We start from the raw sequence: 13,617 nt of genomic DNA on the forward strand, positions 1-13,617 counted from the left end.
GCCGACGGGGGAGCGGCGGCGCGGCTGCATGCAGGCGCCGCCAGTCCGCGCGCCACCACCCGGCGCATGCCGCACCTCATTCCTCAGCGATGGAGCCCGCCCGTCATGACGCCCAGCGACGATCCCCTGCTCGATCCGCTCGATCCCGCCGCGGCGCCGCCGCTGGTGCAGCGGCTGGGCGTGATCCTGTGGCCCAGCTTCCTGGTCGCCGGCGCGATGAGCGTGCTGTTCTTCGCCGTGGTCGATCCGCTGGCGCTGCGCGACATCAGCTTCCCCGGCCGCCAGCTGAGCCGCGAACTCGGCTACACGCTGGGCTTCTTCATGTTCTGGCTGGCGACGCTGAGCTCCAGCGTGCTGACCGGCTTCCTGCTGCGGCCGCCGGCGCGCGCCGACGACGGCGCCGACGACGAGCCCTTGCCGTGACGCGAACGCCCCTGCCCCGCGCCATTGCCTCGCGCACGATCGCGCCGGGCGCGGACCCCGCCCGCTCCGCCCCGGCGGCGCCGCCGCACAGTCGCTACGCACGCGTGCGCCGCGGCGTCCTGTGGTTGCTGTTCGCCGCGTTCTACCTGCTGCCGTGGCTGCGCTGGGATGGCCGCCAGGCGGTGCTCGCCGACCTGCCCGCGCGGCGCCTGGACCTGTTCGGCTGCACCCTGTGGCCGCACGACGCCGGCTGGCTGCTGCTGGCGCTGCTGGCCGCGGCCGCCGCCTTGGCGGTGACGACCACGCTGGCCGGACGCGTGTGGTGCGGCTTCGCCTGCCCGCAGACGGTGTGGAGCCATGCCTTCGCCTGGCTGGAACGCCGCTTCGCGGCCTGGCCGGCGGCCGCGCGCCACGTGGTCTGGGCGGCGCTGGCGCTGTGGACCGGGATCAGCTTCGTCGGCTACTTCGCGCCGATCGCCGACCTGGTGACGCGGCTGCGGCCGTTCGCCTGGAGCGGCTGGGAAACCTTCTGGGTGCTGTTCTACGCCCTGGCCACCTGGGGCAACGCCGCTTTCCTGCGCAGCCAGGTGTGCCGCTACCTGTGCCCCTATGCGCGGCTGCAGCCGCTGCTGTGCGACCGCGACACGCCGCTGATCGGCTACGACGCGATGCGCGGCGAGCCGCGCGGCACGCGCGCCTGCGGCCAGGGCAGCGTGGCCCAGCGCGGGCGCCGCCTGCTCGACGCCGGCACCGCCCGCGACTACGCGTTGCGCGCCAGCATCGCCCGCCGCGCCGGCCAGGGCGGCCAGCGTGGCGACGCACTGGCCGCCTACGCCGGCACCCTGCCCAAGTTCACCGACCAGCAACTCGGCGACTGCGTGGACTGCGGCGCCTGCGTCGACGCCTGCCCGGCGCGCATCGACCTGCGCAACGGCGCGCACGATGCCTGCACCGCCTGCGGCGCCTGCGTGGACGCCTGCGACCGCAGCATGGATCGCCACGGCTTCGCCCACGGCCTGCTGCGCTGGGCCGGCGCCAACGCGATCGAGCGCCAGCCGCGGCGCCGGCTGCGGCCGCGGTTGCTGGCCGGCGCCGTCCTGCTGCTGGCGGCGCTGCTGGCGGCGCTGCTCGCCGCCGGCTGAGCGGCGCGGACCGCTGGCGCGACACCGGCGAGGGCGCTCACTGCGTACCGTACCCTCACCCCAACCCCTCTCCCGATGGGAGAGGGGCTTCACTGTTCCCGTCGGCATGCGTGTGCGGCAAAGCAAAGGATCCTGGTGACGACGCTCTGCGAATGGGCGCAGAAAGCCGCCGCTGCCGATGCCATGCGCATGCCCATTGCCGTGCGTTTTGCGTCCGCGACCGGCACCGCAGGATTTTTTTGCCGGGAGGCTGGCGCAAGCCGTGAGAGGCCTGTAGAATGGCTGGCTCCCAAGCGGGAATAGCTCAGTTGGTAGAGCGCAACCTTGCCAAGGTTGAGGTCGCGAGTTCGAGTCTCGTTTCCCGCTCCAGATTCAGACAGAGCCCCGTCAGCGGGGCTTTGTTTTGTCGGACACCGTTTCCCACGGTTTCGGCTAGAATTCAGTCCACCGGCCTGGTGGCAGAGTGGTTATGCAGCGGACTGCAAATCCGCGTACGCCGGTTCAATTCCGACCCAGGCCTCCATCTGCGATTCCGACGCCCGGCAGATCCACCATCTGCCGGGCGTTTGCGTATGGGCGGCGGCGTGCCGCCCCGCTCGCCGCGGCCGCGCCGGATCGGCAGCGTTGTGGCGCCGGCGGGACTGGAATCTCCACCACAGCGACTCGCCCGCCGACGTAGACAAGTGCGCGATGGCGCGCGTGCGGCAACCCATCGGCGCCATCTGCGCCGTCGCCGGTTCTAGCATCGCAACGACATCCACACCGAGGCATCGCCATGAATCGATGGACACGCTGGAGCGGCGCGCTGCTGTGCCTGGCCGCAACCAGCGCCGCGCAGGCGCAATCCTGCCGGCTGCAGACGCAGACGCTGAACTTGCCGCTGGTGTCCGGCAACATGCCGAAGTACGCCTACCAGGTGCGGGTGCAGGTCGGCACCGCCGCGACCTCGGCGAATGCCGCTGCCGCCGCCGGCCAGGTGCTGGAAGTGGATACCGGCTCCACCGGCGTGGTGGTGCCGCTCAGCGCGGCGATCCAGCAGGCCTGGGACGCCTCGACCACGCCCGGCTACATCTTCTATTCCAGCGACAGCAAGTACCACCCCGGCAAGTACGTGCAGGTGCCGATGCGACTCGGCGTCTCCGCCGACGGCAAGAGTGCGGCGGCGCGCATCGACTCGATCGAAGTGCTGGCCGCGCAATGCACCTGCGACGTCGTCGCGACCACCTCGGCGGCAGCGCTGGGCCAGGTGCCGGACAACTGTCCGGCCTACAACGGCAGCCTCGCCCTGGGCAGCGGCGGCAAGCAGATGCTGCGCAACTGCCAGACGATCTCGCCCGGCTTCGGCATGATGGGCGTGGGCTACGACCGCGGTGTCCCGGCGGCGCGCAATCCGTTCCTCAACCTCGCGCAGATGCGCGCCGGCAGCATGAGCCCGGGCTACATCGTCAGCGCGTCGGGCATCACCCTTGGCGTCAGCGAGCAGGCGCTGAACGGCTTTGCGCTGATCCCGCTGCAGCGCACCGCGGCGAGCGCCACCGTCAACGGCGACTGGCAGGCGCCGAACGCATGCGCGCGCTTCCCCGATAGCGGCAGCGACTACCAGGTGTGCGGCAAGTTGCTGCCGGATACCGGCATCGGCTACATGATGCTGACCCCGACCGCGCAGCCGCCGGTCCCCGCCAAGTTGCAGCAGAAGCTCGGTACCGCGGCGAAGTCAGCGTCCGCGGCATCCGGCAACGCCGCCGGCGCCACGGCGGCCACCGCGCTGGTGGTCCCCGCACAGACGCCGATGACGCTCGACATCGGCCCCGCCGGCCAGCCGGTCTTCAGTTACCGATTCACCGTCGGCGGCAACGCGCCGGCAACACCGGACAGCGTGCAATGGCGCGGGCCGCTGAAGACGCCGCCTGCGCATATCAACAGCGGCCGCCACGTGCTCGCCGCGGCGGACTATGCCTACGATGCGGCCTGCGGACGGGCGGGTTTCCGCGAGGTCACGGCGACGCCCTGACGCGGCGGCCACACAAGGGGCTGCGAGAGGGCTGCCGGCAGCCTTGGGGCCATCGGTCGCGATGGGTTCAAGGGGAATGCCCGTCACGACCGAAGTCGCTCCCACACGTGACATCGTCGGCGCGGATGGCATCCATCGAACGACAGCGCTGGATCGAATCGCGTCGGTTCTGCAGCGCCACCGACGTGAGCTCAGCGGCGGCGCAGCAGAAACAGGCCGATGCGGATCGCGGCCAACGCCTTGTTCCATTTGCTGGGCAGCACGACCTTGCCGAAGCGATCCCGGTCGATGTCGCCGGCAAGGCGCTCAAGCAGGCGACGGAAGCTGTCGACCTGGCGGATCAGGACATCGATGTCGACGAGGTCGCCCACGCATTCCGCGAGCAGGTATTCGGGACCGGTGACCAGCGCGACAGCGGGAATTGCGCGCTGGAACAGCGGTTCGCCTTCGCCGAAGTGCAGCAACGCGCCCGGCTTGACCGGGGTCGCCGCACCGGCCGAGGCGCCGCTCCACAACCTGCGGGTGAGCCGGGCGAGTTCGGGCGTCGTGGCGTAGAGCAATTCGGGTTCGAGCGTACCGTCGGGCGCGTAGCGGCCAGTGCTGGGATCCACGTGGAAGCGCTTCGCGCCCAGGTGTTCGATGGCCAGGCCGGCCGCCGCGGTATAACCGCCGGATGCGCCGGCCCACAGCTCGGGATGGGCCTGGAGCCAGGCGCTGGTGGCCTGGCCATGTGCGGTCACGGCGGGCATGCGCAGGTGGCCGGCCGTGTACACGAACACGATGCTGCGCGCATGCGGCGCCGCGACCGCGTCGCGTGCCAGCGCGAGCAGTCCGATGTGGCCGTTCTCCTCGACCGCGTTGCCGCCGTCGCTGTGGGTGACCACCAGCACCGACTCGTTGGCGCGAGGACCGGTTCCCGGCGACACGGCCCAGACCGTGTCCATGCGCGCATTCGCGGTCCTGTTCGCGGCCAGGATCAGCGTGGCCTGCTCGCCGCGTGCGGCGGCGGCGAGCAACTGGACGCGTTCGCTTTCGGGAACCCAGACGGCCGGCAGGCCCTGATGGCCGCGGGTGAACGGCAGGTACTGATCGGCAGCCGCCGCATCCGCCAGGCCTCGCCAGACCGCGATCACGCCAAGCACCCCCGCTTGCTTTGCCTTGGCCAGATCGGTGCCGGCGAGTTCGGAACTGATGATCGGATTGGCGACCCGGTCGAAGGGCAGCGGTCCGTCCCAGGCGTCGATCAGCAGCGACGCCGGCGCGGCGACATGCGGCACTTCGATCACCGCGATCTTGCCGGCGGCCGCTCGCCAGCGCTTGCGCCGCCCGCGCAGCAGGATCAGCGGCGCGGTGATTCCGTCGCGCGATGTCTCGCCGGAATAAGGCCACGCCGACGCGATCGCGATGCGGCGCGCGCCCACCTGCAGCGCCAGCGCGTCCCGATCGACGTCCCAGCGTTCGAAGGTGTGCGGGTCGCGCTTCACCTCGAGGCCGAGCTCGGCCAGTTGCATCGCCACCCGGTCGATCAACGCGTTGTGGGCCTCGGTGCCGGAGGCGCGCGACCCCAACTCGGCCAGGTAGCGGATCTGGTCCGCGTATGCGTCGCGACGGGTGCTCACTTGCCGATTCTTCTTTCTCGTCCTGGGGCTCTGGTCGTCGCGGTGGGCGGCGGCGTTGCAGCAGCTCGCGCCCGCCTTCGCCCCCAGCCCATCGCTCGCGCATCGCTGCAAGGCCGGTTGCGCCGTGCGCGCGCCAGACGACGCTGTGCGCCGTGCAGGCTGCGCCACTGGAGTATATCCAGCGGCGCATGCGTTTCGTGTGCGTCTGCACGCGTGGCCGCACGGACGCAGCGCATCGCCACGCATGCGCCTTGCGTCTGCGGTGCGTTGCGCTGGCAGCGACAGGAACGTATCGCTGCGGGGTTGTCGCTTTTCGCAAGAGACGCCGATTGGGCTCGGCCAGCGGTGGCGACGGGCGCAGTCGGCAAGGCCCGTCGCACCGCGGTCGCTGCAACACCTTGCGAACGCGGAAGGAAAGGCGCGCTAATCCGCCGGGTGCGCCCCGCCGGACGACGGATGGACGGTGTCGTAGATGGTCTTCGCCCCGGTGAAGGTCGGGTCCACGTCCTCTTCCTGGCCGTCCTGCCCGTGGTCGTTGTCGAGCCTCCAGCTGAACATGCCGCGCAAGCCGTTCTGCAGCGCATAGCTGGTCCAGGCGGCAGTGTCTTCGAGCGAGGTCTGCACGCCGCCGTTCTCGGTCGCCACCCCGCCCATCAGGATGTCGGCGCGCACTCCGGCCTGGATCCATACCTGTGCATCCTGCGGCGTGCCCAGCGACGAATAGTCCTGCAGTTCGGTGGCATCGACGTACTGGTTGAACGCGGCCACCGCGCCATCGCCGTAGAGCCCGGCGGGACCGTCGCCCGGCCACGGCACCGACACCGCGATGCCGAGTCCGGCCGCCTTGAAGCTCGGGCCGAGCTGCGACAGCAGTTCCACCACCGAGGGCATGCCGTCGCCTTCGGCGTCGATGCTGATGCCGTTGAGCCCTTGCTGCTGCAGATAGGCCACGATGTTGGCGGTGGAGCGATTGGCGTTGTCGCGGTTGTCCGCCACCGTCGCCGCCAGGCCGGTGTCGCCCAGCCCGGCATAGACCAGCGCGGCCGGCGCCTGCGCCTTGAGCTGGGCGAGGTTCTGCGCCGCGTACTGCGCATTGAGGTCAAGCGTGTAGCCGTTGCCGGTCTGGACGAATTCGCCGAAGGCCAGGTTGTAGCGGCTGGCATAGCCCAGCGGCACCTTGCCTTGCGCTAGATTGTCGGCGCCGGTGCCGTTCCACGTGTCGTACCAGGTCGCGATCTCGAAGTTCATGGCTGCTCCTGCAGTGGCGAGGTGAGGGTGCGTAGTGCGTCGAGGGCGCCGGCATCCGCACATGCGATCGGCGCCGCGACCGCGTCGGCCGATGCCTCCGCGGCTCCTGCCCACGCCCGGCCGCTGCGGCTGCCACCCGCCTGCCCTGCCGCCGGTCTGCGCGCGATGCGACGCCCCCGGCCGAACCTACAGCAGCTCGTCGCGCACGCGGTCGACACTGCGCGGCTTCGGAACAGGCATCCCAGTCGCCGCGCCGGCGCCCGCGTGCGCCGCTGCCGCCAACGTCGGTCGCCCACGGTCGCCAGGCCCTGCAGGCCGAAGCGTTCGCCGGCGCGGACCTGCAGCGACACCGCCAAGCCGCGCTCGCCGGCGCCGGATGGCAACGGCAGGGTCAGCGCCTGGCCCGCCTCGGCGGCGCCAACCGGCTTGCCGTCCAGCCACGCCCGGATCGGAACGCTGCCGCGGCCGACGCGCACGCGCCCGCCCTGGCGCTGCAGCGTCCGCCACGGCGTGAACAGGCAGCGGTACGGCCCATCGCCGTGCTCGCTGGAATGTCGCAAGAACCATCGCACGCGCAGTCGGCCTGCTCCCGCCCGCCCCTTGGCGTCCACCGGAACAGACACCGCGCCAGCGCAGAAGCAGCGGCCGATTCAGCCACCTTCCTGGCCGAAACTGTCCGCTGCCGCAGCCGCCCGGCTGCCTACATTCGCCGCATGCCGCGTGGCATCCGCACAAGAAACACCGCACATGCAGACAAGCTCGCACTCGACCCAGGCGATCGACCGCTCCGACGCCACCTGCATCATCGGCGCCGGGCCCGGCGGGCTGAGCGCGGCGCGCGCGCTCAAGGCGCAGGGCCTGGACTACGATCAGTTCGAACGCCACAGCGACCTGGGCGGCCTGTGGGACACCCGCAACCCCGGTTCGCCGATCTACGCCTCCACCCACTTCATTTCCTCGCGCGACCTGTCGGCCTTCATCGGCCATCCGATGCCGCGCGACTATCCGGACTATCCGTCGCACCGGCAGATCCTGGCCTACCTGCACGGCTTTGCCGACAGCTTCGGCCTGCGCGACAGGATCCAGTTCGGCACGGCGGTACTGCAGATCCACAAGGACAGCGACGCGCGCTGGGTGGTGCAGCTGGCCGACGGCTTATGCAGGATCTACGGCGCCGTGGTCTGCGCCAGCGGCGTGAACTGGGATCCGAACATGCCGCAGCTGGCCGGCCAGTTCGACGGCGAGGTACGCCATTCGGTCAGCTACAAGCACGGCGACGAGTTCCACGGCCTGCGCGTACTGGTGCTGGGCGCCGGCAATTCGGGGGCCGACATCGCCTGCGACGCCGCCATCCACGCGCAGCGTGCCTTCATCAGCGTGCGCCGCGGCTACCACTTCATCCCCAAGCACCTGATGGGCGTGCCGGTCGACCAGATCGCGGAAACCGGCCCGCACCTGCCGCTGTGGCTCGCCCGCCCCATTTTCGGCGGCCTGCTGCGCTTCATCAACGGCGACCTCACCCGCCTCGGCCTGCCCAGGCCCGACCACAAGCTGTTCGAGAGCCACCCGCTGCTCAACGCACAATTGCTGCACCACCTGCAGCACGGCAACATCGCGGTGAAGCCCGACATCGAACGGCTGCAGGGCCGGCACGTGCTGTTCAAGGACGGCTCGCAGGAAGAGATCGACCTGGTGCTGTGCGCCACCGGCTACAAATGGAGCTGCCCGTATGCGACGCAGTACTTCGCCTGGAGCGGCGGACGGCCGCAGATGTACCTGTCGATGTTCAACCGCACCCACCGCAACCTGTTCGGCATCGGCTACCTGGAGACCAACTCCAGCGCCTACAAACTGTTCGACACCCAGGCGCACATGATCGCCTCGTACCTGAAGGCGCAACGCACCGCTCCCGAGAGCGCCCGCCGCTTCGACGAGATCATCCGCAGCGACACGCCCGACCTCTCCGGCGGCATCCAGTTCGTGCAGTCGCAACGCCATGCCGTCTACATCGAGGCGCATGCGTTCAAGGCCTATCTGCGCAAGCTGCGCCGGCGCATGGGCTGGGGCGAGCTGAGCGAGCGCATGTACGACCATCTCAGGACGCGGCCAGGGCATGGCGGCGCCACGCCCGCAGGCGCCTGCCGCAACGGCGAGGTGGCGCATGGCTGATCGCGCCGATCTCGCGGGCTGGAACGCGCTGGTCACCGGCGGCGCCGGCGGGTTGGGCCGGGCGATCGCCGCGCGGCTGATCCAGCGCGGCGTGCGCTGCCTGTTGGTGGACATCGACGCCGACGCCCTGGAGCGCGCCGTGCGCGCCCTGGGGCCGATGGCCACGCCGCACCTGGCCGACCTGACCGATCCCGCCGCGCGGCAAGCGCTGGTGCAGCGCGTGCACACGCACTGCGGCCGGCTGGACCTGCTGGTCAACAACGCCGGCATCGTCGGCACCACGCCGTTCGAGCAGCGCAGCCAGGATTCGATCCGCGGCGAGCTGGACCTCAACCTGATGGCGCCGCTGCTGCTCACCCACAGCCTGCTGCCGTTGCTGCACTGCGCCGGCGACGGGCGGGTGGTGAGCATCGTGTCGCTGGGCGGGATGTTCCCGCTGCCCGAATCCACCGTGTACTCGGCCAGCAAGTTCGGCCTGCGCGGCGCCATGCTGTGCCTGGGGCTGGATGGCGCGCGGCTGGGGGTGCGGTTCTCGATCGTGAATCCTTCCGCCACCGAGACGCCCATGCTGATGCGCGAGGCCATCCACGGCGGCAACAAGCTGCAATTCATGGACCCGCCGCAGACACCCGACGCGGTGGCGCTGCAGGTGCTGCGCTGCCTGGACGCGCCATGCCTGGAACGCTTCGTGCGCAGCAGCGAGTCGTGGAGCGTGCGCCTGGCCATGCTGTTGCCCAACCTGCTGGTGCGCGCGTTGCCGTGGTTCAGGCGCAGCGCCGAACGCGGGCACCAGCGCTACCTGGCCTCGCTGGTGCAGCGCGGCCTGGTACGCCAGCGCGAGGGCGAGTGGGAACTGGTGTCCGACGCCAGCCACCGCACGTGAACGCGACCGGGCCGGACGCGCGGCGCGTGCCGCGCACTGCGCTTGGACACGGCGGCCACGCGCTCAACCGCCGTTGCGAAATGCCTTCGGAGAAGTACCCGACCAGCGCTGGAACGCCCGCCGGAAGGTCCGCGCGTCGGCATAGCCCACCGCCTGCGCCACGTCGGCAACGCGCATGCCGGAGTTCTTCAGCAGGTCCTGCGCGCGTTCGTACAGCGCGGCGTCGCGCAACGCGCGGTAACCCACCGATTGCGCGCCCAGCCGGCGCCGCAGGGTGCGCTCGCTGAGGTTGGCCTGCCGTGCCAGTTCGGGCTGGCGCGGCGGCGCCTCGGCGCCGGCGCGCAGGCGCATGGCGATGGACTCGATCAGGTCGTTGCGTGCGGCGGAGCGCTGGATCAGCGTGTTGAGCTGCTGCCGCAGCAGCCCGCAGGTGATGCGGTCGTAGCCGGGCAGCCGCGTCGCCAGCCACTTCGCGTCCAGGCTCATCCTGTTCCTGCCGGTGTCGAAGCGCACCGGGCAACGGAAGAAGCGCGCATACGCTGGCGCCTGCGCCGGCTTGGCGAAGGCGAACTCCACGCAGCGCGGCCTGATCTCGGGGCCGACCATGCAGCGACTGACATTGAGCGCGCTGGCGAACGCTTCCTCGATCAGGTACGGCTCGATCTCCAGGTCGAACACGTGCGGCATGAGCTCGATCGCGACCTCGCGTCCCTGCTGCTCGAAGCGGTGGTGCATCATCGCGCCCGCTTCGTTCTGGTGCGCAAGGCCATAGCCGATGGCCTCGCCGAAGGTCTCGCAGGTCAGCATGGCGAGCCCCGCCAGTCCCCAGGACACCGGGGTTTGCCGCATGCCGGCAGCCAGTCCCATGGAGGCGTCGCCGAGCAAGGCCCTGGCCCGCAGGATCAGCGAGCGGACCTGGTGATAGGACAGCAGCAGGTCGCGGTCGTGCAGGTCCTGGTAGGTGAACCCGAGTCCCCTGCACAACCGCTCCGGCGGCAGCGCGCGATCCTCGACCAGGCCCAGCATGGACCGCACCGCATTGGGAACGATGTTGGCGGTCCGATGCGATTCGGACAGGGCGAAGCGCTTCTTGGACGCAGCAGCGGGATGCGGGAATGCCATCGTTCTTTGCACCGAAGAGGACGTCATGCTGCGACCGGCCGGAACCGAACCGCCGGTGCGCGTCCTAGAGTAGCGTGCCGCCGACTCGCGGCATGTCCGGCGCAGAACGCTCGTCTCGGCGGTCCATGGCCAGCGCCCAGGACCAGGCGCGGCGGCTGACCGGCACGCGGCGACCGGCGTCCGGGCAACGGCGCACGGCAGTGCCGGCCCGCCACGCGCGGGTCATTCGCATTCGAATGCCGCGTCCACGATCACGTGCCTGACGCTGTCGTTGCGTGCGGTGGCCGTGCAGGATCTCGCCGCGTCGCTGATGCGCTTGTAGATCTGCACCTTGCCGGCGGCGCCGTACTCGCAGACCGCATAGGTTCCGTGCGGATCCGGGCGCTCGAATCTCCAGACGGACCGCGCGACCCCGGAGGCCGGCTCCTCGCTGTCGCTGTCCGGCACCAGCGAAGCCAGCTCGCGCGGATGTCCCGAGAACACGCCCATGGAGAAGAACGGCAGCGGCTGCCCGCCCTCGAAGGCCATCCCGGCGCCCTCCGGCAGATCCGGACTCTGCAGCACGGCGCCGGAGACGCGCAGCGTCTGCGGACACCGCAACGTCTCCTTGGCCAAGGCCGGCATGCCGAAAGACAGACAGGCCAGGAAGAACCACCACCGCGCAGTTGCTGAAACGCGCTTCGGAAACATGCGGATTCCCCTCGATGCAATGGCTCGGCGGGCAGGAACAGAACGTGGCGACAGGCGCCCGGGCGGATACGACCGCGACAGGATACCGGTCTCGCACTCCGCCAGGCCGACGCACGCCGCGTTGCCTGCTCGCATCTGGATCAGCGCGTCGCCATCGCTGCGGGCGCCACCGGTTCCCAGCCGCCGCCCAGCGCCTTGAATGCAGCCACGGCCGCGCGCGCCGATTCGGTCTGCGCCTGCGCCCTCGCATCGGACGCCTGCAGGAGAGAATCGTCGGCCTGCAGCACGTCGATCAGGCTGGCGGCGCCACGTTGATACGCCGCGAACGAGGACGCCCTGGCGCGGGACAGCGCGGCCTCCCCCTGCGTCAAGCTGGCGGCCTGCTGCCCACGGTTGAGCAGTGCCGAGAAGGCGGTTTCGACGTCCTCGGTCGCACGCAGCACGGCCTGGCGGTACGCCGCCAATGCCTCGGCATCCTGGCCCTTCGCGAGCCCGATCTGCGCGTTGATGCGGCCGAAGTCGAAAAGACGCCAGCGCAATCCCAGAATGCCTGCCGATTGGCTCGCGCCACTGGTGAACAGGTTGCCGCTGGAGACCGCCGTGGCGCTTCCCAGCATCCCGCTCAGCGAGAACTTGGGGTAGTACTCGGCGATCGCCTCGCCGATCCTGGCGTTGGTCGCCGCAAGCCGCCGTTCCGCAACGATGAGGTCGGGGCGTCGCTGCAACAGCTCGGCCGGGGAACCCATCGCCGCGATCCGCGGCGTCGCCGGAATCGGTGCGACGGCTTCGAGGTCGGCCCGATGCGTCCCCGGCGGGACGCCCAGCACCACGTCGAGCGCGTTCATGGCGGCGTCCAGGCCCATCTGCAGCACCGGAACGGTCGCCTGCACCCGTGCCAGCGCCCCTTCGGTCTGCCGCAGCTGATACTCGGCGGCCAGGCCCTTGCCGTACAGCAGCTGGACTTTCGCCAGCAGGTCCTGCTGGGTCTTGACCTGCCGCTGGGCGATGTCCAGGCGGGCCTGCAACCCGCGGATGGCGATGTAGATGTCCGCCGTCTGTGCGGCCACGGCCAACCGCGTCGCCATGGCGCCGGCTTGCGAGGCCTGGTAGTCGGCCAGCGCCGCCTGCCGGCCACGCCGCAGTCCGCCGAACACATCCACTTCCCAGCCCGCCTCGAGGTCGGCCTCGTAGGCATTCCCCCAGCGATCGTATCCGGGCGTGCTGGCGAGCACCTGGCCCAGCGGGGTCTCCAGCGACTGGCGAGCGCGGGCGGCCGAAGCGCTGACCGCTCCCGAGGGGAGCAGGGCCGCGTTGGCCGCACCGAGCCCGGCGCGTGCCTGGGCGACGCGGGCGCCCGCCTGCGCCAGGTCCAGGTTCTGCTCCAGCGCCAAGGACACCAGGCGCGTCAGCAGCGGATCGTCGAAGCCTTGCCACCATGCCGTCAGTTCGGCCGCCGGCGGGCTCTCGCCTTGCCCAGGCTGCGCTTGCCCGATGTAGTGGCTGGGGAGCGGCGCGTCGGGACGGCGGTAGTCGGGGCCGACCGCACAGCCGGCCATCACGCTGGCGCAAAGCAGCGAAAGAACAAGAGAGCGACGGGGCAGCATGATGATCCTGGAAGGCCATTCGATGTGACCATAGTACAAAATGGTCACTCGTTGTCAATCCACACCCTGCGCGCTAAGCTGCGGCGATGACCAAGACACCTTCTCCCGCGCCCCAGCTCAGGGGGCCTTCGGATCATGATGTGCGAGACCAGATCGTCGAGGCGGCGACCGAATACTTCGGCCTTTACGGTTACGAGAAGACGACCGTCTCCGACCTGGCGAAAGCGATCGGTTTTTCCAAGGCGTACATCTACAAGTTCTTCGACTCCAAGCAGGCGATCGGCGAGGTCATCTGCTCCAATCGGCTCAGCGCGATCATGGCCGCCGTCGACCAGGCGGTCGTCGGCGTCGCTTCCGCGCCCGAGCGCCTGCGGCGCGTGTTCAAGGCATTGGTGGAGGCTGGCAGCGAGCTGTTTTTCGACGACCGCAAGCTCTACGACATCGCCAGAACCTCGGCCGCCGAATCCTGGCCCTCCGCGCGCGCCTACGAAGAGCACATCAAGGCGCTCGTCCTGCAGATCGTGCGCGACGGCCGCGAAGCCGGTGAATTCGAGCGCAAGACCCCGCTGGACGAGACCGCCAGCGCCATCTACCTGGTCATGCGCCCGTTCATCAATCCGCTGTTGCTGCAGCACAACCTGGACAACGCCGCCGAGGCGACGACCCAGTTGTCCAACCTGATCTTGCGCAGCCTGTCGCCGTGAAC

Annotated in this window: 12 protein-coding genes and 2 tRNA genes; 8 read left to right on the top strand and 6 right to left on the bottom strand. The window is 70.2% G+C overall.

Going from position 1 to position 13,617, the window contains the following annotated elements; genetic code table 11:
* The first annotated feature begins 105 nt into the window (after window positions 1-105).
* The 5 genes from AB3X10_RS13580 to AB3X10_RS13600 all read left to right on the top strand — a co-directional run bounded on the left by AB3X10_RS13580 (window position 106) and on the right by AB3X10_RS13600 (window position 3,576).
* Window positions 106-423, top strand: a complete 318-nt coding sequence (locus tag AB3X10_RS13580; RefSeq protein ID WP_369975609.1) for a hypothetical protein — start codon at window positions 106-108, stop codon at window positions 421-423.
* Window positions 424-527: 104 nt separating this feature from the next.
* Window positions 528-1,565, top strand: a complete 1,038-nt coding sequence (locus AB3X10_RS13585; RefSeq protein WP_369975610.1) for a 4Fe-4S dicluster domain-containing protein — start codon at window positions 528-530, stop codon at window positions 1,563-1,565.
* Between the two features lie 293 nt (window positions 1,566-1,858).
* Window positions 1,859-1,934, top strand: a tRNA-Gly gene (locus tag AB3X10_RS13590).
* A gap of 80 nt (window positions 1,935-2,014) precedes the next feature.
* Window positions 2,015-2,088: transfer RNA gene (locus AB3X10_RS13595), tRNA-Cys, on the top strand.
* Between the two features lie 252 nt (window positions 2,089-2,340).
* Window positions 2,341-3,576 (top strand): hypothetical protein, encoded by a 1,236-nt coding sequence (locus AB3X10_RS13600; RefSeq protein ID WP_369975612.1) that lies wholly within the window; start codon window positions 2,341-2,343, stop codon window positions 3,574-3,576.
* Window positions 3,577-3,767: 191 nt separating this feature from the next.
* On the opposite strand, the gene AB3X10_RS13605 is transcribed toward AB3X10_RS13600, so the two are convergent.
* The 3 genes from AB3X10_RS13605 to AB3X10_RS13615 all read right to left on the bottom strand — a co-directional run bounded on the left by AB3X10_RS13605 (window position 3,768) and on the right by AB3X10_RS13615 (window position 7,003).
* Window positions 3,768-5,195: a hypothetical protein gene (locus AB3X10_RS13605; protein ID WP_369975614.1), complete on the bottom strand. Its 1,428-nt coding sequence runs from the start codon at window positions 5,193-5,195 to the stop codon at window positions 3,768-3,770.
* A 423-nt stretch (window positions 5,196-5,618) separates the two neighbouring features.
* Entirely contained in the window at window positions 5,619-6,443 is an 825-nt protein-coding gene (locus AB3X10_RS13610) for a glycosyl hydrolase family 18 protein (protein ID WP_369975615.1), read from the bottom strand.
* The gene (locus AB3X10_RS13615) at window positions 6,440-7,003 is read right to left on the bottom strand and encodes a hypothetical protein (RefSeq protein ID WP_369975616.1); all 564 of its coding nucleotides are present in this window, start codon (window positions 7,001-7,003) and stop codon (window positions 6,440-6,442) included. Before AB3X10_RS13615 ends, AB3X10_RS13610 begins: the two co-directional genes overlap by 4 nt.
* Window positions 7,004-7,190: 187 nt before the next feature.
* On the opposite strand from AB3X10_RS13615, the gene AB3X10_RS13620 reads away from it, so the two are divergent.
* Both AB3X10_RS13620 and AB3X10_RS13625 read left to right on the top strand, forming a co-directional pair.
* Window positions 7,191-8,612 carry a flavin-containing monooxygenase gene (locus AB3X10_RS13620; RefSeq protein WP_369975617.1) on the top strand — a complete coding sequence of 474 codons (1,422 nt, stop codon included), beginning with the start codon at window positions 7,191-7,193 and terminating at the stop codon, window positions 8,610-8,612.
* On the top strand, window positions 8,605-9,495 hold the full coding sequence (locus AB3X10_RS13625) for an SDR family NAD(P)-dependent oxidoreductase (RefSeq protein WP_369975619.1): 891 nt from the start codon (window positions 8,605-8,607) through the stop codon (window positions 9,493-9,495). The genes AB3X10_RS13620 and AB3X10_RS13625 overlap by 8 nt, the downstream gene beginning before the upstream one ends.
* 63 nt (window positions 9,496-9,558) lie before the next feature.
* Here AB3X10_RS13625 and AB3X10_RS13630 read toward each other — a convergent pair whose 3' ends face one another.
* The 3 genes from AB3X10_RS13630 to AB3X10_RS13640 form a co-directional block, all read right to left on the bottom strand.
* The gene (locus AB3X10_RS13630) at window positions 9,559-10,617 is read right to left on the bottom strand and encodes an AraC family transcriptional regulator ligand-binding domain-containing protein (protein WP_369975620.1); all 1,059 of its coding nucleotides are present in this window, start codon (window positions 10,615-10,617) and stop codon (window positions 9,559-9,561) included.
* 222 nt (window positions 10,618-10,839) lie between these two features.
* A complete protein-coding gene (locus tag AB3X10_RS13635; RefSeq protein WP_369975621.1) occupies window positions 10,840-11,442 on the bottom strand; it encodes an STY0301 family protein in 603 nt (200 codons plus the stop codon).
* A 5-nt stretch (window positions 11,443-11,447) separates the two neighbouring features.
* Window positions 11,448-12,911 carry an efflux transporter outer membrane subunit gene (locus AB3X10_RS13640; RefSeq protein ID WP_369981823.1) on the bottom strand — a complete coding sequence of 488 codons (1,464 nt, stop codon included), beginning with the start codon at window positions 12,909-12,911 and terminating at the stop codon, window positions 11,448-11,450.
* An 86-nt stretch (window positions 12,912-12,997) separates the two neighbouring features.
* Here AB3X10_RS13640 and AB3X10_RS13645 point away from each other — a divergent pair, with 86 nt between their 5' ends.
* Window positions 12,998-13,615 (top strand): TetR/AcrR family transcriptional regulator, encoded by a 618-nt coding sequence (locus AB3X10_RS13645; protein ID WP_228319551.1) that lies wholly within the window; start codon window positions 12,998-13,000, stop codon window positions 13,613-13,615.
* Window positions 13,616-13,617: the final 2 nt, after the last annotated feature.

Source organism: Xanthomonas sp. DAR 80977 (genome assembly GCF_041240605.1).
Classification (GTDB): Bacteria; Pseudomonadota; Gammaproteobacteria; order Xanthomonadales; family Xanthomonadaceae; genus Xanthomonas_A; species Xanthomonas_A bundabergensis.

Bases quoted from the DNA above. Each gene is read 5' to 3' on its own strand.
- AB3X10_RS13580 (WP_369975609.1), top strand. From the start codon at position 106: ATGACGCCCAGCGACGATCCCCTGCTCGATCCGCTCGATCCCGCCGCG.
- AB3X10_RS13600 (WP_369975612.1), top strand. From the start codon at position 2,341: ATGAATCGATGGACACGCTGGAGCGGCGCGCTGCTGTGCCTGGCCGCA.
- AB3X10_RS13610 (WP_369975615.1), bottom strand. From the start codon at position 6,443: ATGAACTTCGAGATCGCGACCTGGTACGACACGTGGAACGGCACCGGC.
- AB3X10_RS13620 (WP_369975617.1), top strand. From the start codon at position 7,191: ATGCAGACAAGCTCGCACTCGACCCAGGCGATCGACCGCTCCGACGCC.
- AB3X10_RS13625 (WP_369975619.1), top strand. From the start codon at position 8,605: ATGGCTGATCGCGCCGATCTCGCGGGCTGGAACGCGCTGGTCACCGGC.
- AB3X10_RS13630 (WP_369975620.1), bottom strand. From the start codon at position 10,617: ATGGCATTCCCGCATCCCGCTGCTGCGTCCAAGAAGCGCTTCGCCCTG.
- AB3X10_RS13635 (WP_369975621.1), bottom strand. From the start codon at position 11,442: ATGCGAGCAGGCAACGCGGCGTGCGTCGGCCTGGCGGAGTGCGAGACC.
- AB3X10_RS13640 (WP_369981823.1), bottom strand. From the start codon at position 12,911: ATGCTGCCCCGTCGCTCTCTTGTTCTTTCGCTGCTTTGCGCCAGCGTG.
- AB3X10_RS13645 (WP_228319551.1), top strand. From the start codon at position 12,998: ATGACCAAGACACCTTCTCCCGCGCCCCAGCTCAGGGGGCCTTCGGAT.